At 60.7% G+C, this 22504-nt stretch carries 16 protein-coding genes and 1 tRNA gene; 5 read left to right on the top strand and 12 right to left on the bottom strand.

Annotation, left to right across the window (positions count from 1 at the left end):
- Positions 1-3 precede the first annotated feature (3 nt).
- The 7 genes from glgB to FAA97_RS16195 form a co-directional block, all read right to left on the bottom strand.
- Complete coding sequence (gene glgB / locus FAA97_RS16225; protein ID WP_136599602.1) at positions 4-2220, bottom strand: 1,4-alpha-glucan branching protein GlgB; 2217 nt, start codon at positions 2218-2220, stop codon at positions 4-6.
- Positions 2220-4682, bottom strand: a complete 2463-nt coding sequence (locus FAA97_RS16220; RefSeq protein WP_136599601.1) for a glycogen/starch/alpha-glucan phosphorylase — start codon at positions 4680-4682, stop codon at positions 2220-2222. The genes glgB and FAA97_RS16220 overlap by 1 nt, the downstream gene beginning before the upstream one ends.
- 216 nt (positions 4683-4898) lie before the next feature.
- Entirely contained in the window at positions 4899-6137 is a 1239-nt protein-coding gene (locus FAA97_RS16215; protein ID WP_168801020.1) for a TadE/TadG family type IV pilus assembly protein, read from the bottom strand.
- Positions 6138-6237: 100 nt separating this feature from the next.
- On the bottom strand, positions 6238-7119 hold the full coding sequence (locus tag FAA97_RS16210) for a transglutaminase family protein (protein ID WP_136599599.1): 882 nt from the start codon (positions 7117-7119) through the stop codon (positions 6238-6240).
- Between the two features lie 3 nt (positions 7120-7122).
- Positions 7123-9513, bottom strand: a complete 2391-nt coding sequence (locus FAA97_RS16205; protein WP_136599598.1) for a circularly permuted type 2 ATP-grasp protein — start codon at positions 9511-9513, stop codon at positions 7123-7125.
- A gap of 28 nt (positions 9514-9541) precedes the next feature.
- Positions 9542-12871 carry a transglutaminase family protein gene (locus FAA97_RS16200; RefSeq protein ID WP_136599597.1) on the bottom strand — a complete coding sequence of 1110 codons (3330 nt, stop codon included), beginning with the start codon at positions 12869-12871 and terminating at the stop codon, positions 9542-9544.
- A gap of 134 nt (positions 12872-13005) precedes the next feature.
- The gene (locus tag FAA97_RS16195) at positions 13006-14433 is read right to left on the bottom strand and encodes a mannose-1-phosphate guanylyltransferase/mannose-6-phosphate isomerase (RefSeq protein WP_136599596.1); all 1428 of its coding nucleotides are present in this window, start codon (positions 14431-14433) and stop codon (positions 13006-13008) included.
- Between the two features lie 274 nt (positions 14434-14707).
- Here FAA97_RS16195 and FAA97_RS16190 point away from each other — a divergent pair, with 274 nt between their 5' ends.
- Together FAA97_RS16190 and FAA97_RS16185 are read left to right on the top strand one after the other, a co-directional pair.
- Entirely contained in the window at positions 14708-15409 is a 702-nt protein-coding gene (locus FAA97_RS16190) for a fumarylacetoacetate hydrolase family protein (RefSeq protein ID WP_136599595.1), read from the top strand.
- Between the two features lie 6 nt (positions 15410-15415).
- Positions 15416-15832, top strand: a complete 417-nt coding sequence (locus FAA97_RS16185) for a hypothetical protein (RefSeq protein ID WP_136599594.1) — start codon at positions 15416-15418, stop codon at positions 15830-15832.
- Positions 15833-15922: 90 nt separating this feature from the next.
- On the opposite strand, the gene FAA97_RS16180 is transcribed toward FAA97_RS16185, so the two are convergent.
- The 3 genes from FAA97_RS16180 to cpdR1 form a co-directional block, all read right to left on the bottom strand.
- The gene (locus FAA97_RS16180; protein ID WP_136599593.1) at positions 15923-16393 is read right to left on the bottom strand and encodes a YciE/YciF ferroxidase family protein; all 471 of its coding nucleotides are present in this window, start codon (positions 16391-16393) and stop codon (positions 15923-15925) included.
- A gap of 155 nt (positions 16394-16548) precedes the next feature.
- Positions 16549-16623, bottom strand: a tRNA-Val gene (locus FAA97_RS16175).
- A gap of 94 nt (positions 16624-16717) precedes the next feature.
- The gene (gene cpdR1 / locus FAA97_RS16170; protein WP_054157104.1) at positions 16718-17080 is read right to left on the bottom strand and encodes a response regulator CpdR1; all 363 of its coding nucleotides are present in this window, start codon (positions 17078-17080) and stop codon (positions 16718-16720) included.
- A 196-nt stretch (positions 17081-17276) separates the two neighbouring features.
- Between cpdR1 and FAA97_RS16165 the strand changes: the two genes are divergently transcribed.
- Together FAA97_RS16165 and hisN are read left to right on the top strand one after the other, a co-directional pair.
- Positions 17277-18152, top strand: a complete 876-nt coding sequence (locus FAA97_RS16165; RefSeq protein WP_136599592.1) for an N-formylglutamate amidohydrolase — start codon at positions 17277-17279, stop codon at positions 18150-18152.
- Positions 18153-18475: 323 nt separating this feature from the next.
- Positions 18476-19252, top strand: coding sequence for a histidinol-phosphatase (gene hisN, locus FAA97_RS16160; RefSeq protein WP_136599591.1), 777 nt, complete (start codon positions 18476-18478; stop codon positions 19250-19252).
- Positions 19253-19265: 13 nt separating this feature from the next.
- Here hisN and FAA97_RS16155 read toward each other — a convergent pair whose 3' ends face one another.
- A complete protein-coding gene (locus FAA97_RS16155) occupies positions 19266-20261 on the bottom strand; it encodes an alpha/beta fold hydrolase (RefSeq protein ID WP_246041517.1) in 996 nt (331 codons plus the stop codon).
- A gap of 367 nt (positions 20262-20628) precedes the next feature.
- On the opposite strand from FAA97_RS16155, the gene FAA97_RS16150 reads away from it, so the two are divergent.
- Complete coding sequence (locus FAA97_RS16150; protein ID WP_136599590.1) at positions 20629-21099, top strand: Hsp20 family protein; 471 nt, start codon at positions 20629-20631, stop codon at positions 21097-21099.
- 86 nt (positions 21100-21185) lie between these two features.
- On the opposite strand, the gene FAA97_RS16145 is transcribed toward FAA97_RS16150, so the two are convergent.
- Positions 21186-22232: a threonine aldolase family protein gene (locus tag FAA97_RS16145; RefSeq protein ID WP_136599589.1), complete on the bottom strand. Its 1047-nt coding sequence runs from the start codon at positions 22230-22232 to the stop codon at positions 21186-21188.
- Positions 22233-22504 lie beyond the last annotated feature (272 nt).

The following is a 22504-nucleotide window of genomic DNA, read 5'->3' as shown; positions in this document are numbered from 1 at the left end:
CCCTTAGTGTTCCCATTCCAGCATGATGACGGCGAGTGGTGGAAGCGTGACCCCGGCTTTCGCCCAGCCCCCCTCGGTGGCATACGCCTCCACGCGCCCGCCATTGCCCTTGCCGCTGCCACCATAGATTTCAGCGTCCGTGTTCAGTATTTCGCGCCAACGGCCTGCCGCTGGCAAGCTCAATTCGTAACGTTCGTGATAGCTCGGCGTCAGATTGCAGATCACGGCCACCGTCTTTTCGCCGGGCGCCTTGCGCAGCCAGGCATAGACCGAGTTGTCTTGGTCGTCGCCGACGATCCATTCGAAGCCTTCGCCTTCGCAATCACGGGCATGCAGCGCCGGTTTTGCGCGGTAGGTGAAGTTCAGATCGCGGATCAGACGGCGCATGCCTTCATGCGGCGCGAAGTTCAGAAGATTCCAGTCCAGCGAATGCTCTTCCGACCATTCGCTCCACTGTGCGAATTCCTGGCCCATGAACAGCAGTTTCTTGCCTGGATGTCCCCACATCAGGCCGTAATAGGCTCGGAGATTGGCGAACTTCTGCCAGTCGTCGCCGGGCATCTTGGCGAGCATCGAGCCCTTGCCATGCACCACCTCGTCATGGCTGATCGGCAGGACGAAATTCTCCGAGAAGGCGTAGAGCAGGCCGAAGGTGATCTCGCTGTGGTGGTGCTTGCGGTAGATCGGATCGCGGGCGAAATAGCTCAGCGTGTCATGCATGAAGCCCATGTTCCACTTGAAGCCGAAGCCGAGGCCGCCCTCATGCACCGGCTGCGAGACCTTGGGCCATGAGGTCGATTCTTCCGCAATCGTCATGATGCCGGGATGGCTTCCATAGGCATGATGGTTCATCTGCTGGAGGAACCGCACCGCTTCCAGGTTTTCCCGCCCGCCATATTCGTTGGGGATCCACTCGCCTTCCTTGCGGGAGTAATCGAGATAGAGCATCGAGGCGACCGCATCGACGCGCAAACCGTCGAGGTGGAACTTCTCCGCCCAATAGAGTGCGTTGTTGATGAGGTAGGAGAGAACTTCCTGGCGACCGAAGTTGTAGATCGCGGTGTTCCAGTCCGGGTGGAAGCCCTGACGCGGGTCTGCATGCTCATAAAGGGCGGTGCCGTCGAAATGGCGAAGCCCGTGCGCATCCACCGGAAAATGCGCGGGTACCCAGTCGAGAATGACGCTCAAGCCGACCTTGTGACAGCCATTGACGAAGCGGGCAAAACCTTCAGGTTCGCCGAAGCGTGCAGTCGGGGCGTAAAGGCCCGTCGTCTGGTAGCCCCAGGACGGATCATAGGGGTGTTCGGTCACGGGCAGGAATTCGATATGGGTGAAGCCCATGTCGACACAGTAGGGGATCAGGCGCTCGGCCATCTCATCCCAAGACAGCATGGAGCCATCGTCGCGGCGCTGCCACGAACCGGCATGCACCTCGTAGATGGAAATCGGCTGGCGGCGCTGGTCGACGTTTGCCCAGTGCTTGCGATGCGCTTCGTCATCCCAGTCCTGATGCAGTTCGCTTGTCGTCACCGAGGCGTTCTTCGGCCTCAGTTCGGCGCGTCGGGCAAAGGGGTCTGCCTTCAGGGGCAGGAGTTCGCCATGCGGGCCGACGATCTCGAACTTGTAAGGCGTGCCGGCGCGAATATCAGGCGCGAAAATCTCCCAAATACCGGTATCGCGGCGCAGGCGCATGACATGGCGGCGACCATCCCAATCGTTGAAGTCGCCGACGACGGAAACGCGGCGGGCATTCGGTGCCCAGACGGCGAAATGGAAGCCGTCGACGCCCTGATGCTTGATCGGATGGGCGCCCATCTTGTCGAAGAGGCGCAGGTGCGAGCCTTCGCGGATGAAGTAGTCATCCATCGGCCCCAGCACGGGCCAGAAGCTGTAGGGGTCTGTCACCATCCACTCGGCATCGCCGCGCGTGGCGCGGTAGCGCAGCGGATAAATGCCGTCGAGGCTGACAGGGCCGGAAAAGAAACCGGCATCGTGGTGATGCGTGAGTTCGCCAAGCTTGTCGCCGGCGAGACTGTGGGCGCTCACCGTTTCGGCGCCCGGAATGAAGCAACGGGCGACATAAATGCCGTCATCTCTTTCGTGCGGGCCGAGAAAGCCAAAGGGATCGCCATGCGTTCCCTGAATGATGGCCTCGATTTCGGCTGCCGGCGGCATGTCCGGCCTGGCGTCTTCACCGATCGTCTTCGGCGATTTCGCCATCATGCTCTCCAGATGTCTTCGTTGTATTGGCGGATGGTGCGATCCGAGGAGAACCAGCCCATGCGGGCGGTGTTGCGGATGGTCTTGGAATACCAGGCGGCCTCGTCTGTCCAGATCGCGTCGACCTGGCGCTGGGCGCGGGCATAGGCGTCAAAATCTGCGGCTACCATGAACCAGTCATGGTGATACAGGCCGTCGACAAGGCCGGTATAGCGGTCACGATCGTCAGGCGAGAAGACGCCGGACGCAATGGCCGAAAGGGCCTGCTGCAATTCGGGAGATGCCTCGATCGCGGCTTGAGGGTTATGGCCCTCAGCGCGCACCCGGCCGACTTGGTCAGCCGTCATTCCAAAGATCACGATGTTGTCCTCTCCCACATGGTCGCGCATTTCGACATTGGCGCCATCGAGCGTTCCGATGGTCAATGCCCCGTTCAACGCGAACTTCATGTTGCCGGTTCCAGAGGCTTCCATGCCGGCGGTCGAAATTTGTTCGGAGAGGTCGGCGGCCGGCACCATGACCTCGGCCAGCGAGACATTGTAGTTGGGCACGAAGACGACCTTGAGCAGGCCGCGAACCGAGGGATCGTTGTTGATCACGCGGGCCACATCATTGGCCAGTTTGATGATCAGCTTGGCATTGTGGTAGCTGGGTGCCGCCTTGCCGGCAAAGAGCTTGACGCGCGGAACCCAGTCGCGCTCGGGATGCGAGCGGATCTGATCGAACAGCGCCACCGTCTCGATAATATTGAGAAGCTGGCGTTTGTATTCGTGGATGCGCTTGATCTGGATGTCGAACATCGCCGAGGGATCGAGACGGATGCCCATGCGACCCGACACCAGGCTCGCAAGCTGCTGCTTGTTGGCGCGTTTGATTGCCGCGAACTTCTCCTGAAAGCTTGCATCGTCTGCAAAGGCATCAAGTTCGGTGAGCTTAGAGGTGTCGTCGAGGAATGCCGGGCCGATTGCCTCGGTGATCAGATCGGTCAGCCCCGGATTGCACTGCATCAGCCAGCGACGGGGTGTGATGCCGTTGGTCTTGTTGTTGATGCGGGTCGGATAGAGTTTGTGCAGGTCGGCAAACACCGTTTCCTTCATCAGCTCGGTATGGAGCGCCGAAACGCCGTTGACCGAATGCGAGCCCATGAAGGCGAGATTGCCCATGCGCACGCGACGTTCGCCGCTTTCCTCGATCAGCGAGATCTGGCGGATCTCGTGATCGGTGAAGCCGCGCTTCTTGCGGGCATCAAGCAGGATCTTGGCGTTGATGGCATAGACCAACTGCATGTGGCGCGGCAGGAGGCGCTCGAACAGCGGAACCGGCCAGCTTTCCAAGGCTTCCGGCAAGAGCGTGTGATTGGTGTAGGAAAATGTCTTCGAGGTGATCTCAAAGGCTTCTTCAAAGGCCACGCCATGCACATCGATCAAGAGGCGCATCAGCTCGACGACCGAAACGGCGGGATGCGTGTCATTGAGCTGGATCGCCACCTTTTCCGGCAGTTGCGCAAGCGAGTTGCCCTGTTGCAGATGGCGGCGCACGATGTCCTGCAATGAGGCCGAGCAGAAGAAGAACTCCTGGCGCAGCCGAAGTTCCTGACCCGCCGGCGTGGCGTCTGCCGGGTAGAGCACGCGGGTCAGCGATTCCGCCTTGTTGCTTTCGCGAAGCGCGCCGATATGGTCGCCGGCATTGAAGGCGGCCAGCAGGATCGGGTCTATCGGCTGGGCGGACCAGAGGCGCAGCGTGTTGACGCGCTCGCCGCGCCAGCCGACGGCTGGCGTATCGTAGGCCGTGGCGATCACCCGCTCCGCCTGCTTCCAGACATAGTGCGGTTCGCCATCCGGTCCGTCGACGGTCTCCACGGCGCCGCCGAAGCCGACTTCATAGGAGCTTTCGCGCCGCTCGAATTCCCAAGGGTTGCCGTGGGCAAGCCATGTCTCGGGCAGTTCCACCTGCCAGCCCTCGGCCATCTGCTGGCGGAAAAGGCCGTGTACATAACGGATGCCATAACCATACGCAGGAATGTTGACGGTCGCCATGCTCTCCATGAAGCAGGCGGCAAGCCGTCCCAGACCGCCATTGCCAAGGGCTGCGTCCGGCTCAAGCCCGGCGATGACGTCGAATTCGACGGAAAGCGACTGCAGCGCCGAGCGGATGTCATCCATCAAGCCGAGATTGGACATGGCGTCGCGCAAAAGCCGGCCGATGAGAAATTCCAGCGACAGGTAGTAAACCCGCTTGCCGTTGTTCTGATAGGTGGTGCGGGTCGATTCCATCCAGGTGTCGATCACCCGGTCACGCACCACGAGAATGGTCGCGGTCAGCCAGTCATGCGGGGTTGCGACCTTGGCATCCTTGCCGATCGCATAGGTCAGCTTCTCCATGATCTCCGCGGCGAGCGAGGCGGGATCGGAGACCTCGCGCTTTGGAAGGGGAAGATCGACTTTGTGGGGGGTCTTGATCATGGGCCGCCTGACGAAGTGTGGGTGCAGGCCGCCGCCGCAACAAGGTTCGGCGCCGCCCGCTGTCAGACGAGTTTACGCATTGATCTGAGCGGCTTGCAACATGCGAGTTGGGATTGTTCCTGCAAAGGGCGCGGGCTGCAGTGCGCGGCAGGTCTGGTGCCGAAACAAAAAACCGCGCCGGAGGGGCGCGGTTTTCGGATGGCAGGTGTCGTGCGCTCAGTTTACGAGGCGCGTCGTGGCCTTGGTTGCTTCCTTGGCGATGTCTTGGAAGGCACTCACGAGGCCCGACATGTCGTCAGGCGTTTTGGCGTCGGTGAGGCTTGAGGCACATGCTTCGAGCAGATCTTTGCCCCTCTGTGGAGCCATGAAGGCGACGGTGAAAATGCGGATATCAGCCTTTTTAGCCTCAGCGCATTTTTTGCGGACATTGTTGTCGATCGTGCTGTTCCAGGAGGCACTGTTGCCGGTCATTTCGCCGTCGGTCATCAGGACGATGTAGCGCGAAAACTGGGACACACCATTTTTTTCGTGCTCGTCTGCTTCCTTCTTGTCCATTATTGCTTTGATAGCGGTGTCCAGGGCGGCGAGCGCATCAGTGCCACCTGACGGCTCCACTGGCAGGGCCGTTACGTATTTCGACGCGGTGGCTGTACCTGGCCCAATGTCGGTTTTGCCCATTTGCCCCGCATTGTAAGAGGCCGCACCGAGCCGGACAAATGTCCCTTTAACCGCTTCCGCTTCAAGCGTGGAGAACATCACGCCAGCTGCTGTTTTCAGTGCCGACATCTTTGTCACGAAGCAAGGCGTTGAGGCTTTGACCTTATCTTTGTTGCCCCAATTGGTAGAGTAATAGTTTTTGCACGCCTTGGTGGCGGATAGGATAGTATTCGTGGCGAAGGCCATCGATCCGGACTCATCGAGCACCAGGTACATCGACAATGCGCTCTTTTCTTCTTTCTGAGATTTTGCGGTCGATACGACCGAAACCTTGACAGACTTGAAGCCGAGTAGCGACGTGAAGGCGTTTGTGGGGACGTCCACAGTGCCCTTCACGGTGACATCATATTCGTCGAGGTTCTTCCCGCTGACCTTGTTCACCGATGCCACGGCATTTTTGCCAAGGTCCATCGCGAACTCGTCTTCCTGGCCGGGGACGGCATCGGCGGTGCCGCGCAGGTTTTTGTACTGGGCGGCATAGAAGTTCTTGGCAAGCTCCATGGCCTCAGTGTCCGACATGCCCTTGTGGGCCATTGCCGAGGCGGCTGCGAGGGCTGCCGAGTCGGCTGCGTCCTGAAGCGCGCTCTTCACCTGGATCAGGTTGTTGTAATCCATGGCAACGCCAACGGTGCCCAAAGTGACGGGTAGCAAGATCGCCGTCATCATGGCGAAGTTGCCGCCCCGATCTTCGATCAGTCGGCGAAACGAAAACCGCTTGTCAGTCTTGCGTCCAGTCATTTTGTCCATCCAAAGGCAGGGTTTGGAGGCTTTATGACAGACAGAGATTTCATCGCGCTTAAGCAAAAGCTTAAAATTTGAGCAAACGCGAAGGAAAGCCTTATAAAGCTATTGGTATTACGTCTACGGCCTGGACGGTCGTGTGTGAGCCGTAGCTTTTCAGGACGCCGATGACAGGCGCGACATCGGCATAATCCCGGCCATAACCGACGACAATATGGTCTGTGCCGGCCGGTATATCATTGGTCGGATCATATTCCAACCAGCCTGTGAGCGTGCCACACCAGACCCTGACCCAGGCATGCATGGCATCCGCACCCTCCAGCCGCTCCTTGCCCGGCGGCGGTATGGTGCGCAGGAAGCCGCTGACATAGCCGGCGGGAATGCCGAGGCTGCGCAGCGCCACGATCATGACATGGGCGAAATCCTGACAAACGCCACGCTTTGAAGAAAAGGCTTCGCCCGGCGTGGTGTCGACCGTCGTTGCCTCGCTATCATAGGTGAAGTCGCGGTGAATGCGAGTGCAGAGTTCTTCGGCGATCTGGCGCACCGTAAGGCTTGGTTTGGCGCTTTCCCTCGCATAGGCCTCGATCCGAGCATCGCGAGCGAGCCGCGGGCTTGGACCGATGAAGTGATGTGGCGAGTGCGGTTCAAGCGACCAGGTCTCCGCGATATCCATCGCCAACCGGTCGAGAAGCGGGGAAAAGTCGGCACCCGTCGTCTGGTGTTGCACGGCCACGCGAGCCTGCATCTTCACATCCAGCCGCTCATGCGGCGCGCGCAAAATGGCATGGCTGGTCTGGTGGCCGAAGAAATCGTCAAAGGCCATGAGCTCGTCCGGATTGGGTGATATCGAGATCGAGCCCGCCACCAGTCTCTGCCGCTCGGGCAGGGAGAGTGGCAAGAGGCGAAGCATGTGATGCGCGCCTGTCGCCGGAACCTCGTATTCATAACCGATCGAGAGGGATATGTCGTAGAGCATGGATCAGCTCAGATAGGTGCGTGCAAGAATGTCGGACAGCTTTTCCAGTTCGCGCTCCAGATCGACATAGACGTCGCTGGACATCGCCTCGGGTGTCCGAACGGCGAGACCCGAATGCAGCTTGACGGCCTCACGCATCAGGTTCGACATCTGTCCATTCACCATGGCATTGGGCAATTGCTCGATCTCGACCCTGATTTCGTTCAGCTGGAACAGGATGGAGCGCGGATTGAGCTGGTCGAGCGCGAGAAGGTCGGTGACTGTGAGACGGGCCGTCGAGACATTGTAGCGGCGGCGGTGGGTCATGACGTTGTCGCCGATTTCGAGCAGCATGTCGAGCGCACCATCGGGCGCGTCGGGTCCGCTCATGTGGCCCAGAAGCCGCGTCATGTGCAGGCCGCGTTCGATCATGCGGCCAAGCGTCAGGAAGCGCCAGCCGGTGAAGCGATACATGTTCTCGTGCACGAGGCCGGCAAAGCCCGCGAGCTTGCGCAGTAGCACCGTCATGGCATGGGCGACATCGTCGCCCGGTTTGACATGCTCGTGGAAGCGTTTGGCGGTTTTCGACAGATCGTTCAGCGCCAGCCACCCATCAGGCGAAAAGCGGTCGCGGATGTTGCTGGCGGAATAGACGGCGCTGTCGAAGCTGCGCAGCAGGCTGTCCGGCGTGCCCTCGATCGGGTCGACGTCGATAGATTCGAGATAGGCCGCGACGAAGGCGAGCAGCGGCTGGTTCTTGTCTGCGGTCTCGGCGAAGCGGGCGTGCCAGGCGCGCAGAATGCGCAAGACGCCTTCGGCCCGCTCGATGTAGCGTCCGAGCCAGAAGAGGTTGTCGGCGGCGCGGCTCGGCAGGTTGCCGGGCATGTTGCGGGTGAAGGTCTCTTCCGCCGGCAGCAGCGACGTGCGCTCGACCGGGCGGTCGGAGACGATCCAGACGTCTGCTGCATTGCCGCCCGCCTGCATGGCGATTGCCGAGGCATCGTCTCCGCTGCCGATGCGGGCAAAGCCGCCCGGCATGATTTCCCAGCCGTCGCGCGTGCGGGCAGCGTATACCCGAAGGCTCATCGGCCGCGGGGTCAGCCGACCATTGACCATCGCGGGTGTGGTCGACAAGGTCACGACTTCCTGGCCGACGAGATTGCCTGCCTCGATATCCAGCCATTCGCTGGCGCTGCGGTGGTGAGGGTCCTCGTATCGTGACCCCAGAACGGAATAGCCGTTATCATCGAAGAAGGGCAGCCGCGAGAAGGCCGAGCCGATCACCATCTTGTCGAGATTGCGCGCAACATGCTCGCGTTCGGCTTTCTGGCCGCACCACCAGGTGGCAATGGAGGGAAGCTTCAGCTCCTCATTCAAAAGATGACGCGAGAGTGTTGGCATGAACGCGAGCATGGCGCGCGTCTCGAGAATGCCGGAGCCGAGTGCGTTGACGAAGGTGACGGAGCCGTTGCGCAGCGCCTCGACCATGCCGGGCGTGCCGATATAAGAGGTCTGGTCCAGTTCGAGCGGATCGGCGAAGGCAGCATCGAGACGGCGCCACAGCACGCTGACGGGTTTGAGGCCGGCGACCGTGCGCACCATGACCTTGCCGTCGACAACCGTCAGATCCTCGCCTTCCAGAAGCATGATGCCAAGATAGCGGGCGATATAGGCGTGTTCGAAATAGGTCTCGTTGGCGGGGCCGGGGGAGAGAACGGCGATGCGCTCGTCGTTGCTGCGCGTGCGGCTCTGCAGGGCCTTGCGGAAATTGCCAAAGAAGGAGGCCAGACGATGGACATGCGTTTCCGCGTAGAGATCGGAAAAGGCGCGTGTCGTCGCCACGCGGTTTTCCAGCGCAAAACCGGCACCCGAGGGGGCCTGGGTGCGGTCGGCGAGCACCCACCAGTTGCCATCCGGGCCGCGGCCGATCTCGAAGGAACAGAAATGCAGATAATGCCCACCTGCCGGCTTGATGCCGACCAGCGGCCGCAGGAATTCCGGGTTGGCGGCGATCAGTTGCGGCGGCAGAAAGCCTTCCTGCACCAGCCGGTTTTCGGAGTAGATGTCGGAAACGACAGCTTCGAGAAGGTTGGCGCGCTGGATCAGCCCTTCGGTCACCGTTTTCCATTCGGCTTCGGAAATCAGAACCGGCACATGGGAAAAGGGCCAGGCGCGCTCGCTCGATCCGCTCGATCCATAGGCCCGATAAAACACGCCGGCATCGCGCAGATAGCGGTCGGCGCGGGCAAAACGCTCGTGCAGTTCCTCGTCCGACATGGTCTCGATGGCTGACAGCAGCGGTTGCCAGACAGGGCGGACATTGCCCTTGTTATCCAGCATTTCATCGGCGATACCCGGCAGGGCCCGATAGCGAGCCGAGCGGGCTTCGCTTTCTCGGTCGATGGGCGGGGCCATGCCCGCTGCCGGATTTGGTGTCATCTGCTCAGATACCTTGCGGTCGCCTTAAGTCCAGGGTGTGCGGGAACTCCGGCGATACGGTTTCGGGCCATAGGTTATAGGAACCGGCTGTATGGCCCCAAGGCTCGAACCGTGCAAGTCGGCGCGCTTCCGCTTCATTCCCATTCACAGGGAAAGTGTCATAGTTTCGACCGCCAGGATGGGCGACGTGATAGACGCACCCACCAATGGATCGGTTGGACCATCGATCATAGACATCGAATATTAGCGGTGTGTTTACAGGCAGAACCGGGTGCAAACCTGACGCCGGCTGCCAGGCCTTGTATCGGACACCGGCAACGGCGACGCCATTGATGCCGGTTGCCCGAAGCGGCACCTGCCGCCCGTTGCAGGCGACGGTGTAGCGATCAGCACTCGCCGTCTCCAGGCGCACCTGCAGCCGTTCCACGGAGCTGTCGACATAACGGACCGTGCCGCCGATCGCACCCTGCTCACCCATGACATGCCAGGGTTCGAGTGCACTGCGCAGCTCAAGCCTTGCGCCTTCGTATTCCACCTCACCGAAGAAGGGGAAACGGAATTCGAGCTGGGCTGCGAACCATTCCGGCCTGAAATCGAAGCCATGCTCACGCAGATCGGCGAGGACTTCGAGGAAATCCTGCCAGATGTAATGCGGCAGCATGAAGCGGTCGTGCAGGCTCGTGCCCCAGCGGACAAAACTTCCGCCGAGCGGATCCTTCCAGAAGCGGGCGATCAGGGCGCGGATCAGAAGCTGCTGGGCGAGCGACATGCGGGCATTGGGCGGCATCTCGAAGCCGCGGAATTCGACGAGACCGAGGCGGCCCGTCGGTCCATCCGGCGAGAACAGTTTGTCGATGCAGATTTCCGAACGGTGCGTGTTGCCGGTGACATCGACCAGGAGGTTGCGGAACAGCCGGTCGACGAGCCAGGGCAGTGGAGCGTCGAGGCCCTCGTTGGGCATGGGGATCTGCGCCAGGGCGATTTCGAGTTCATAGAGTTGGTCATGGCGCGCTTCGTCGATGCGCGGTGCCTGGCTTGTCGGGCCGATGAAGAGGCCTGAGAAGAGGTAGGAGAGGGAAGGGTGGCGCTGCCAATGCAGGACCAGGCTCTTCAGAAGATCGGGACGGCGCAGGAAGGGGCTGTCGTTCGGCGTTGCGCCGCCGACCACGACATGGTTGCCGCCACCGGTGCCGCAATGGCGGCCATCGATCATGAACTTGTCGGCACCAAGCCGGCAGAGGCGCGCCTCCTCGTAGATCGCCGTGGTGGTCGCGACGCAATCCTCCCAGTTATAGGCCGGGTGGATGTTGACCTCGATGACGCCGGGATCGGGCGCGACGCGGATCACGTTCAGCCGCTCGTCGTGCGGGGGCGTGTACCCCTCGATATGGACAGGCAGGCTCAAGGCCGCGGCAGCGCGTTCGGCCGAGGCGATCAGATCGAGATAGTCTTCAAGCGCTTCCGTCGGTGGCATGAAGACGCAAACGCGGCCATCGCGCACCTCGACGGAGATCGCGGTGCGCACGCGGCCGCCGATTTCCTCGTAGGACTGGCCCATCTGCATTTGCTGGCCGAGATCCGTCTTCACCGAGTGTTCGGGCATCGCGCGGCCTTTGTCGGCGGCGGCAAAGTCCGGCAGATCAGGCTTTTCCACGGTCGGATCGACGGGGTTGATGTAGGGATACATCGAAGGCTGGATATAGGGCAGGGAATTCAGCGGCAGGCGGAACCCGACAGGGCTGTCGCCGGGAACGAGATACAGCCTTCCCCGGCGCGTGCGCCACTTTTCGCTGACCCATTTCCGACCCGAGGCCAGGCCCTGCCAGGCCTGCACGGGCAACACGTAGCCGGCGGGATTGGTGAGGCCGTTGCCGAAGACCTTGGCGATCCGGTTGCGTTCCTCGGGATCTTTCAGCTTCGAATTGGCCGGATCGACATTTTCGGGCAGGTTTGCTTCCTTGACGATCCATTCGGCAGGGTCTTCGAAAGCGGGGGCGACGTTTTCCGTGGGAATGTCGAGTTCCGCTGCAATCGCCTGCAGGAGACGTGCAGCGTCGTCATGGCCTACCTTGTGATCGCGGCTTTCCACCGCGATCAGGTTCGGATCGTTCCAGACCGGCTTGCCGTCGCGGCGCCAGTAGAGCGAGAAAGTCCAGCGCGGCAGGCTTTCGCCCGGATACCACTTGCCCTGACCGTAATGCAGGAAGCCGCCGGGCGCGAAGCGCTCGCGCAGCCGGCGGATCAGGCGGTCGGCCTTGTCGCGCTTGGTGGGGCCGACGGCAGCCGTGTTCCATTCCTCGGACTGGAAGTCGTCGATCGACACGAAGGTCGGTTCGCCGCCCATGGTGAGCCTGATATCGCGCGCCTTCAAATCCGCATCCACCCGGCGTCCCAGGCGGTTCAGCGCATCCCAGCTCTCCTCCGAGAAGGGTTTGGTGATGCGCGGGTGCTCAGCCACACGCTTCACCTGCATGTCGAAGTCGAACTCGGTATTGGCCTCGCCGAAATAGCCGCCGGAAATTGGCGCGGCATTGCGGTAGTGCGGGGTTGCCGCGAGCGGGATATGGCTTTCGCCTGTCAACAGGCCCGAGGTCGGGTCAAGCCCGATCCAGCCAGCGCCGGGAATATAGACCTCGGCCCAGGCATGCAGATCGGTGAAATCGACATCCGTGCCGGAAGGACCATCGAGCGCCTTGAGGTCGGGAGCGAGCTGGATGAGGTAGCCGGAGACGAAACGCGCGGCGAGACCGAGCCGCCGCAGGATCTGGACGAGAAGCCAGCTCGTGTCGCGGCAGGAGCCGCGCCGGCTCGTCAGCGTTTCCTCGGGCGTCTGCACGCCCGGTTCCATGCGGATGACGTAGCCGATCTCCTGCTGCAGCCGGGCATTGATGCCCACCACCATGTCGACCGTGCCCTGGCCTGGAGTCTGGTCGAGACTGTCCATGAAGGCCGCCAGACGTGGCATCGACGGCTCCGGCTTCAGGTAGATGGCCAGATCCTCGCGGATCTCGGGCGGATAGTCGAAGGGCCATTCGGCGGCCTCTTCCTCGGTGAAGAAATCGAAGGGATTGTAGACCGTCATGTCGGCAACGAGGTCGACCTCGATCTTCAGTTCGCTCACCGGATCGGGGAAGACGAAGCGGGCGAGGTAGTTGCCGTAGGGGTCCTGCTGCAGGTTGACGAAGTGCCTGTCCGGCGTGACCTTGAGGGCGTGGCTCAGCACCTTGGTGCGGGAATGGGCGGCCGGCTTCAGGCGGATGATCTGGGGTCCAAGGCGGACCGGTTTGTCGTAGATGTAGTGGGTGCGGTGGTAGATGCTCGCTTTGATCGCCATGCCTGACCGTTTCGCTGTTCGCCCGTGCCGTTTTCCCGGCTTAAGACGATCTTGTGCAATGCAGCGTCATAAAGCAAGCAGGTCCGGCGATAAGGATCGCCGGACCTGCCGAAGTCTTCCAGGGCTTGATGCGGTCAGCTGCGACCGAATTCGTCCACCAGGCGAATGATGTCGTCTTCACCGAGATAGGAGCCCGTCTGCACTTCGATCACCTCAAGGCGGATCTTGCCCGGATTGGCCAGGCGATGCACCGACCCTTGCGGAATGTAGATCGACTGGTTTTCGTGCAGCACGGTGACCTTGTCGTCGATGGTCACCTCGGCTGTTCCCTTGACGCAGACCCAGTGCTCGGCGCGGTGGTGGTGTTTCTGCAGCGACAGCTTCTTTTCCGGATGCACGAAGAGGCGCTTCACCTGGAAGCGGTCGCCGTTGAGGATGGACGTATAGCCACCCCAGGGGCGGAGCGCCGTCGGATGGTTTTCCGTCAGCGCCTCGGTCTTTTCGTCGGCGGCCAGCATTTTCACGAGATTGCCGACATCCTGGCTGCGGTCGAGCCGTCCGACATAGACGGCGTCTTCAGACGCGATGACGGCGACGCCCTCCATGCCCTGAACGGCCAGATGCGCGTGGCGCGACATGACCAGCGAGTTCTTCGTATCGTTCAGCGTCGCATTGCCGTCGACCACGTTGCCGTCTTCGTCGCCGCCCGCGAGTTTCCAGATGGCATCCCAGCTGCCGAGGTCCGACCAGGTGATCGGGGAGGGGACGACGGCGGCGTTCGGGGTTTTTTCCATCACGGCGTAGTCGATGGAGATGCTCGGAGCCCTGGCAAAGCTTTCCGCATCGAGGCGGGTGAAGTCGAGATCGCCCTTTGCGGTTTCAATCGACTTCTGGACGGCGGTAAGCACGTCAGGGGCCAGCGCCTCCAGCTCCGAGATCATCTGTCCGGCGGAAAAGACGAACATGCCGGAGTTCCAAGAATAGCGGCCGCTGTCCAGCATCTCCTGGGCGACGTCGGCATTCGGCTTCTCGACAAAGCGGGCCACCGTATAAACGCCATCGCCGAGGTCCATGCCGGTTTCGATATAGCCGTAACCGGTGGACGGCTCAGTCGGCGTGATGCCGAAGGTGACGATCTTGCCACCGCGCGCGGCCTTGGCAGCGCGCTTGACGCAATCGCGATAGGTTTCGTCCACCTCGATCTCGTGGTCGGAGGGCAGGATCTGCACGAGGGCGTCGCTGCCATGGCTCTCGCGCACCATCAGGGCTGCGGCGGCGACGGCGGCCGCCGTGTTGCGCGCCACCGGTTCAAGGATGATGCCATCAAGCTTCACGTCCATTTCGCGCGCCTGTTCGGCGACGAGGAAGCGAAACTCTTCGTTGGTCACGACCATCGGCGCATCGTAAAGCGAAGCATCCGACACGCGTGACAGGGTTTTCTGCAAAAGCGTCTCATCGCCGAGGAACCGGATGAATTGTTTGGCAGCCGCTGCCCGCGACAGTGGCCACAGTCGGGTTCCCTTTCCGCCTGCCATGATGACGGGTACGATCTTGACGCTCATTCGTTCGGCCTCTCATTCGTGTGTTTTCGCCGCGGTGCCGCGGCAAAGGGTTTTCAAGAGTTCAGGCTGTGCCTCCGGGTTCGGGGCGCTCACCCTATAGCCCTAACGCCAAGAAGTGAAATTTGTTACAGTCAGCCTCAAATTGTTCCAATGGCAGGTGGTCATTTCCTGCTCTTATTCCAGGCGGTGTCGGTTGCGATCGACGATACGCTGTGATCCATTCGCGTTCCGGCGCAATTCTTCGCCCTTTCCTATCGCACCAAAGGTTTTTCCCGTGGCCGCCCTATCCCCCGTTTTTGCTGTTCCTTCCGCCCCGCTGATCCCGATTGTTGGTCTTGCATCGGGCTTTCCCGTGCACCGCATTTTTTGTGTTGGCCGCAATTACGCGGCGCATGCCGCTGAGATGGGCAATACCATCGATCGCGCCGCACCGTTTTATTTCACCAAGCCGCCGACCGGGCTGGTGCTGGCAGGCGATACGATTGCCTATCCGCCGGGTACCAAGGATTATCATCACGAAATCGAACTTGTGGTCGCACTCGGTGCGCCCGCCTTCCGCATCCCGGCAGAGCAGGCCATGGACTGCGTCTATGGTTACGCCGTCGGCCTAGACATGACCCGTCGCGACCTGCAGCAGATCGCAAAAGACAAGCAGCGCCCCTGGGATCTTGGCAAGGCCTTCGAGCAATCCGCTGTGATTGGCGAAATCACGCCGGCGGCCAACTTTGCGCCCGCAGCCCAGACCATCGCGCTCAGCGTCAACGACGAGCAGCGCCAGACGGGACGCCTTGATGAGATGGTCTGGTCGATCGCCGAACTGATCAGCGATCTCTCCCGCTATTACCATCTGACGCCAGGCGATCTGATCTACACCGGCACGCCGGCCGGCGTCGGCGCCTTGCAGCCGGGTGATCGGCTCAAGGGCATGGTCGAGGGGCTTGGGTCTATCGAGGTTACGATCGGACCAGCGGCGTAATCGGCCATGATGCAGTCTGTGCCGAAAGCGCTGGTGCCCGGGCGCAGCTGCGGCAGTTGCTCCCTGTGCTGTGTCCTCCCGGAGATCGAGGTTTTCGACAAGCCTGCCAATGAGCCATGCCGTCATTGCGCGAGTGGCGGCGGCTGTACGGCCTATGCGGATCGTCCGGCGACCTGTCGCGACTTTTACTGTCTCTGGCGGACCGACGAGAGCCTGCCGGACGCGTGGGACCCCTCGCAGTCCGGAATGATGCTCTACGCGCAGGGCGCGCAGCTGACCTTGCTGGTCAGTCCCGATGTTGGCGAGCCCTGGCGGGAGGATCGGTATCGGGCGGAGCTTTCAAGGCGTGCCGAGATGCTGACGTCTCGTGGCGGCTACCTGGTGATCTATCGGGGCGATGAGGTGTCGGTTTTCAAGGGGTGATCTGAATCCAGGGCTGGTGTCCGACCTGGCAATGCAAAAGGGGGCAGGCACGCGTTGCGGCCTGTCCCCCTGCATCAACTGTCGAATGTCTTATTTGTTGATGGCGGTCACGGCGAGATTGGTCAGCTTGCCGTTTGCCGCCTTTTCCTGGTCGAGGATCTCGCTGAGAAGCACGTGGGCTTCCTCGTTGCCGAGAACCTTCGCCCATTCGCGCAGCGAGCCGTAGCGGGCAATTTCATAATGTTCGACGGCCTGGCAGGCGGCGAGCAGGCCGGCGTCCAGTGCCACGCCCTTACCTTCTTCCATCAGGCCTTCTGCTTCCTTGAGGAGGCCGTCTGTGGCATCGCACTTTTCGCCTTCCGGCTTGACCTTGATGGTCTTGAAGACCTTTTCCAGCGTCTTGATCTGGTCCTTGGTCTCTTCGAGGTGGCTGTCGACCGCCTTTTTCAGTTCGGCGTTCTTGACCGCCTTCGACACCTTCGGCAGCGCCTTGGCGATGGCGTTTTCAGCGTAATAGACGTCCTTCAGGGTGTGTTCGAACAAATCTGCGAGTGTTTCCATGGGGTGCTCTCCTTTGCTGATGCACGCCAAAACGCAGGTGTGAATGCTTCGTTCCGCCTCACGTTGATTCGCAGGGGCATCCATCACAGGCGAGCTTTTGGAGAACCAATGGAAAAGGGCTCGCCGTTTCCGGCAAGCCCTTGAAAGAATTCAGATGGTGGGCGTGACAGGGATTGAACCTGTGACCCCTACGATGTCAACGTAGTGCTCTCCCGCTGAGCTACACGCCCATCCGATGGCGGCTTAAGACCACAAAACCTGATCGCCCGTCAATAGGCATTTTGCAGTTTTGTGAAGAGAATTTCCAAGCCCCTGTGGAAGGCCTTATGCGGCAAGGAGTTTGTTCACTTCGTCGACCAGGTCGCGAAGGTGGAACGGCTTGGACAGGACCTTGGCATCCTTCGGCGCCTGCGAATCGGCGTTCAGGGCGACAGCCGCAAAGCCTGTGATGAACATCACCTTGAGATCCGGATCGAGTTCGGTGGCGCGGCGGGCAAGCTCGATGCCGTCCATTTCGGGCATGACGATATCGGTCAGGAGAAGCGAGAAGGGCTCTTCGCGCAGACGGTCATAGGCGCTTGCACCATTGTCGAAGGACGAGACCTTGTAGCCGGCCTTTTCCAGGGCCTTGACGAGGAAGCGGCGCATATCGTTGTCGTCTTCGGCGAGGAGAATTTTCTGTGTCATGGAGGAACCGCTGTTCGATTTTAATGCATCTGGGACTGGCAGCCGCTTAAATTAGGGCCACCTCAGTAAAGAACCGGTGAACAAGGACACTGTACCTTATTACCCGTTTTTGCCAGTATGGACTTCCGACCGGCCAACTGGCAACATGAGCAGACGACAAGATTGTGACTTGGTAAAGAAGAACCGCGGGGGGCTGATGAGCATCGATACCGAACTGTTCGAGGTTATCGAGCCGGCGGTCCAATCCATACCCTTCGTGTATAATTCGCCTCATAGCGGGCGTCGATACCCCGTGTCGTTTCTCAACCAGTCCCGTCTCGATGGCCTGTCGATCCGCCGGTCAGAAGATCATTTCGTCGACGAGTTGTTTTCGGCGGCTCCGGCCATGGGCGCGCCGATGCTTCTGGCGCATTTTCCACGCGCCTATGTCGATGTGAATCGCGAGCCCTATGAGCTCGATCCGCGAATGTTCTCCGATCCCTTGCCGCCTTACGCCAACAGCAATTCGGCCCGCGTGGCGGGCGGGCTTGGCACCGTGCCGCGCATCGTTGCGGAAAACATGGAGATTTATCAGGGGCGTATCCCGCTGTCTGTCGCCATGGCGCGCATCGACAGTTGCTACAAGCCCTATCATGCCTGCTTGCGTCGTCTGGTCGCTCGCACGCATACGCGCTTCGGTTTCAGCGTGCTGATCGATTGCCATTCCATGCCTGGCAATATCCGGGTCAGCGGCAGCGGTGTGCGGCCCGATTTTATTATCGGAGACCGCTATGGAACCAGCGCTTCCGGCGAGCTTTCGCAGGCAGCCTTGCAGTTTCTCGAGGAACTCGGGTTTACGGCGGTCCGCAACAAGCCTTATGCGGGCGGCTTCATCACCGAGCATTACGGTCGTCCTGCCCGGGGTCTGCACGCCCTGCAGATCGAGATCAACAGGTCACTCTACATCGACGAGGTGACGCTGGAAAAGCGGTCGGATTTCGATCAATTGGCCGGCTCGATCGGTGTTTTCATGCAACAGATGGCCGACTTTGTCGCCGATTATGCCGGTGAGCGTCCGCTAGCCGCCGAATAAATTCAAACGATCACCCGCGCATCTTTGGCGCCGTCCCTCGTGGCCGGCGCGTCGCTGCCGTTTGGCCAAAAAAAACCCCGCGGGTGGCGGGGTCAAGTCTAGGGAGGAAACACCCAAGGAGGGTATTTACAGTCAGAGACTGTAGATGAAACCTACATGTTGCAGCGCACCATTGTCAAGCCATTTGTTCATAAATTAAGCGCGATGAAAAAATGTGCAATCAGCTCGTTTTGCAGCCGCTCCTGCCGGGAATTCGATTGTCCCGTTTGCTTTCCGGCGTCAGGAAGCTAAGAGGAATTGTCTTTACAAGATTGGATCGATCCATGCGCCCAGACCGCGACTTCTTCTTCTCCCTTGCCGATGCTGCGAAGGCCGAAACGCTGCCGCGCTTTCGCTCGGGTCTGTCTGTCGTCAACAAGGATGCGGGCGGTTTCGATCCGGTGACCGAAGGCGATCAGGCGGCGGAGGCCGCGATCCGAACGCTGATCGAAGCGCGCTTTCCCGAGCACGGCATTTTCGGCGAGGAGCACGAGAATATCCGCATCGACAGCGATGAGGTCTGGGTGATCGATCCGATCGACGGCACGCGTGCCTTCATCTCCGGCGTGCCGGTCTGGGGCACGCTGATCGGCTTTCAGGAGCGCGGTCGCTCGGTCATGGGCTTGATGGAACAGCCGTTTACCGGCGAACGCTATTTTGCTGATGGTGAGCGCAGCTGGTATTTCGGTCCCGACGGCGAGCGAGAGATCAAGGTGCGCGATTGCTGCGGGCTGGAGAATGCGATCCTCTTCACCACCTCGCCGCATCTCTTCCAGGGCTGGGAAGTCGAGCGTTTCGCTGCCGTGCAGGAGAGGGTGAAGCTCTTCCGCTACGGTGTGGATTGTTATGCCTACTGCCTGCTGGCGGCGGGCCATGTCGATATGGTCATCGAAACGGTGCTCAAGCCCTATGATGTGGGTGCGCTGATCCCGATCATCGAACAGGCAGGCGGGATCATCACCACCTGGGACGGCGGGAGGCCGGAAGCCGGCGGATCGATCATCGCCGCTGGCTCACGCGAGGTGCATGCCGAGGCGATGGACATGCTGCGTCAGCGTTAAGGCAGGGAGGTGACTATGCGTCACCTTCCGGATCGCCGCCTGGAATGAAGGCCTTGAACGCGGCAATGGCCTGGTTTCGGTAGCGATCCGCTTCCTGCAGGATCTCGTGGCGGGCGCCCGGCACGGGCACGAGCTGTGCCGCCCGGAAATATTGCGCAAGGCTTTCCTGGAAGCCGTAGGGCACGATCGGGTCGTTGCCGGGTGCGACGATGACGGTCGGAACGGCAATCGAGGCCAGGTGACGGGGATCGCGTACCTCTTCCATCGTCTTGAAGGCTTCATGCAGCCATCGGGCGGTCGGCGGTCCGACGGTCAGTTGCCGGTAATCGCGCATCAGTTTCTGATTGCGCTGATACCGCTTGGGGTCTGTCGTCAAGGCGTTGCCCTCAAATGGCCGCTCGCCTTCGTCTTCGGTGAGGCAGCGCGCGCCGAAGCCCGTCCAGCTCATCAGGCGCGTAAGCCGCTTCAGGTTGTCGATGGAAATCCGCTGCGGACCCAGGCCGACAAAGGGGGCCGTCAGCACCATGCGTTCAATCCGGTTGGCAAGGCGTGGGGCAGCTTTCAGCGCAATCAGGCCGCCGGTTGAATGCGCCAGCATGTAGAATGGCAGCCGTGTGTCCGGCAGAACCACCCGCTCCAGAAAGAGTTCGAGATCCCGGACATAATGATCGAAACGACCGACATGCCCCTTGCGCGGATGCTTGGTGAGAAGGCGTTCGGAGCCGCCCTGGCCGCGATAGTCAAAAGTTGCGACCCACAGGCCCTGAGCCGTCAGCTCGTTGATCGTCTCATAGTATTTTTCGATGAATTCGTTGCGGCCGTGCAAGAGCACCACGGTGCCTTTGGCGAGCGATACATCGGAGCGAAAGACGGCGTAGCGAAGCCTTACGCCACCGACACCTTCAAAAAAACCGGTGAACGAATTTCCGGGTGCCGGGTTGTCTGCGGTGGAATGAAGAACGCCGTCTTGGGTCTCGTCTGCCATCTGGATCGTGCCTGTGCCTGACATTGCCTGTCTCGCAGACGGGATAGGGCGCAGGCCCGGAAAGGTCAAAGAAAAAGCGCCGGAACCCATCCTCGGATGCGGTCCCGGCGAATGATAGGCCGGAGGGGAGGGGACCGACCCCGGCAGTCCGGTTGAAGAAAACCGATGGCGTGTTTTCCCATCCGCGACTTGAACGGCAACTGAAGCTCTCGTTCACGTGGAGTTCATCGCCGTTTTGTCTGCGGCTCATCCCTGTTCTTGAATTCTTCGATGCGCTTTCCCACATCGGGTTCACGGATGCCGGAAGGGTCCGTCAGAGCCGCACTGTGCATTGCCAGAAAGGGATGCCGGGCGGTCGGATATGCCAACGTCGCTTCTCAGGAGGACATCCATGCGCCACGTCGATTTTTCCCCGCTCTACCGTTCCACCGTCGGCTTCGACCGCCTGTTCACCATGCTGGACAGTCTTGGTCAGCCCGAACAGGCCCAGAGCTATCCCCCTTACAACATCGAGCGCACGGGCGAGAACCTGTACCGCATCACCATGGCGGTTGCCGGCTTCGATGAAAGTGAGCTTTCCATCGAAGCCCATGCCCATGTATTGACCGTGAAAGGCGAAAAGGTCGAGGATGACAAGGTCGAGCAGACCGAGTTTCTCTATCGCGGCATTGCCAAGCGCGCTTTCGAGCGCCGCTTCCAGCTTGCCGACCATGTCGAAGTCACTGCCGCCTCGCTGAAGAACGGCCTGTTGCACATCGACCTTCTGCGCAACATTCCCGAAGCCATGAAGCCCCGTCGCATCGCCATTGCCGCCGAGCCTGCGGGCACGGCCCCGAAGGCGATTGAGGCGCATGTCGTCTGACGGCTGCGCAAAGCTTCAAGCTGCAAGGCGGAGGGGTCCAACCTCCGCCTTTTTCGTTTCCGGCCCAGCGGACGCGGTATGCTCTCTCAGACGACTTTCAGGAACTGATCGACTTCGTCGCTGGTGGTCGCAAAGCTGGTAACCAGGCGGATCAAGGTTTCGTTTTCGTTGAGGAGGTGCGGCATTTCACGGGGCGGCAGCCAGTCGTAAAAGGTGGCGCCTTGTTCCCGCGCGCGCTCCGCCGCCTGGCGGTCGATGACGGCGAAGACTTCGTTGGCCTGGGTGTCCCAGGCAAGGCGCGTGCTGTTCTTTTCCGTCAGCCCCGCCCGCAGGCGGCTTGCCATGTCGTTTGAGTGGGCTGCGAGGTCCAGCCAGAGATCCCCCTCCAGATAGGCTTCCAGCTGGGCGGAAATGAAGCGGGTTTTGGAGAAGAGCTGGGCAGAACGTTTGCGGATATAGGGCATTTCCTCGGCCATCTCAGGCTTGAAGAAGATGATCGCTTCGGCGCACCAGCATCCATTTTTCGTACCGCCGAAGGACAGGATGTCGACGCCGCGCTTCCAGGTCATCTCCGCCGGGCTTGCGCCAAGCCCAACAAGCGCGTTGGCGAAGCGTGCGCCATCCATATGCAGCGGCAGGTTCTTGTTCTTGGCGATCGCCGCGATCGCGTCCAGCTCGTCCAGGGAGTAGATGGTGCCGGCTTCCGTTGCCTGCGTCACTGTGATGGCCATGGGGCGGCCATGGTGAACCGAAGGCACATCAAAGCGGGATACCGCGATATCGAGCGCCTCCGGGTTGATCTTGCCGTTATCGCCCTCGACCGGGAAGAGTCGCGTGGAGCCGGTGAGGAATTCTGGCGCGCCGCCCTCGTCGGAATTCACATGCGCATCGGAATGGCAGAAGGTCACGCCGCCGGCCTTTGCCACGCTCGCCAGCGCCAGCGAATTGGCTGCCGTGCCGGTCGCCACGAAGAAGACTGCCACCTCGCGCTCGAACATGTCGTTGAACTTGGCCTCGATCAGCTTGTCGTGGTCGCTGGTGCCATAGGCGGCGGCGAAGCCGGAAGCAAAACGGGTCAGGCTTTCGGCGATCTTGGGATGGGCGCCGGACCAGTTGTCGGATGCGAAAAACATGGGTTGCTATTCCTAATAGGGGAGGATGCCGGGAGCTTAGGCATTTCCGCGCCCGCTTCAATGGTTTCGGTTTGGTCTGATCGCTTGAGAGCCCAGTCCGCAATAAGGCGCTCGAAATGACCGGGTTTGAGACAGGAAATTTCCTGCGCGGAGTGCGGGCCGCAAGGAAGCGTCGCTCGGCCCGTTAATTTTCGAGGCTCACCCTTGCATGAGGATTTACTTTCTGTCATAGGATTTCTCGAAATTAGGTCAGAATAACTGACTTAATTTTT

The organism is Peteryoungia ipomoeae (assembly GCF_004912165.1).
Taxonomy (GTDB): domain Bacteria; phylum Pseudomonadota; class Alphaproteobacteria; order Rhizobiales; family Rhizobiaceae; genus Allorhizobium; species Allorhizobium ipomoeae.
The sequence above is the reverse complement of the archived record's forward strand: the minus strand, read 5'-3'. Positions and strand labels throughout refer to the sequence as shown.

Bases quoted from the DNA above. Each gene is read 5' to 3' on its own strand.
- glgB (WP_136599602.1), bottom strand. From the start codon at position 2,220: ATGGCGAAATCGCCGAAGACGATCGGTGAAGACGCCAGGCCGGACATG.
- FAA97_RS16220 (WP_136599601.1), bottom strand. From the start codon at position 4,682: ATGATCAAGACCCCCCACAAAGTCGATCTTCCCCTTCCAAAGCGCGAG.
- FAA97_RS16215 (WP_168801020.1), bottom strand. From the start codon at position 6,137: ATGACTGGACGCAAGACTGACAAGCGGTTTTCGTTTCGCCGACTGATC.
- FAA97_RS16210 (WP_136599599.1), bottom strand. From the start codon at position 7,119: ATGCTCTACGACATATCCCTCTCGATCGGTTATGAATACGAGGTTCCG.
- FAA97_RS16205 (WP_136599598.1), bottom strand. From the start codon at position 9,513: ATGGCCCCGCCCATCGACCGAGAAAGCGAAGCCCGCTCGGCTCGCTAT.
- FAA97_RS16200 (WP_136599597.1), bottom strand. From the start codon at position 12,871: ATGGCGATCAAAGCGAGCATCTACCACCGCACCCACTACATCTACGAC.
- FAA97_RS16195 (WP_136599596.1), bottom strand. From the start codon at position 14,433: ATGAGCGTCAAGATCGTACCCGTCATCATGGCAGGCGGAAAGGGAACC.
- FAA97_RS16185 (WP_136599594.1), top strand. From the start codon at position 15,416: ATGATGCAGTCTGTGCCGAAAGCGCTGGTGCCCGGGCGCAGCTGCGGC.
- FAA97_RS16180 (WP_136599593.1), bottom strand. From the start codon at position 16,393: ATGGAAACACTCGCAGATTTGTTCGAACACACCCTGAAGGACGTCTAT.
- cpdR1 (WP_054157104.1), bottom strand. From the start codon at position 17,080: ATGACACAGAAAATTCTCCTCGCCGAAGACGACAACGATATGCGCCGC.
- FAA97_RS16165 (WP_136599592.1), top strand. From the start codon at position 17,277: ATGAGCATCGATACCGAACTGTTCGAGGTTATCGAGCCGGCGGTCCAA.
- hisN (WP_136599591.1), top strand. From the start codon at position 18,476: ATGCGCCCAGACCGCGACTTCTTCTTCTCCCTTGCCGATGCTGCGAAG.
- FAA97_RS16155 (WP_246041517.1), bottom strand. From the start codon at position 20,261: ATGTCAGGCACAGGCACGATCCAGATGGCAGACGAGACCCAAGACGGC.
- FAA97_RS16150 (WP_136599590.1), top strand. From the start codon at position 20,629: ATGCGCCACGTCGATTTTTCCCCGCTCTACCGTTCCACCGTCGGCTTC.
- FAA97_RS16145 (WP_136599589.1), bottom strand. From the start codon at position 22,232: ATGTTTTTCGCATCCGACAACTGGTCCGGCGCCCATCCCAAGATCGCC.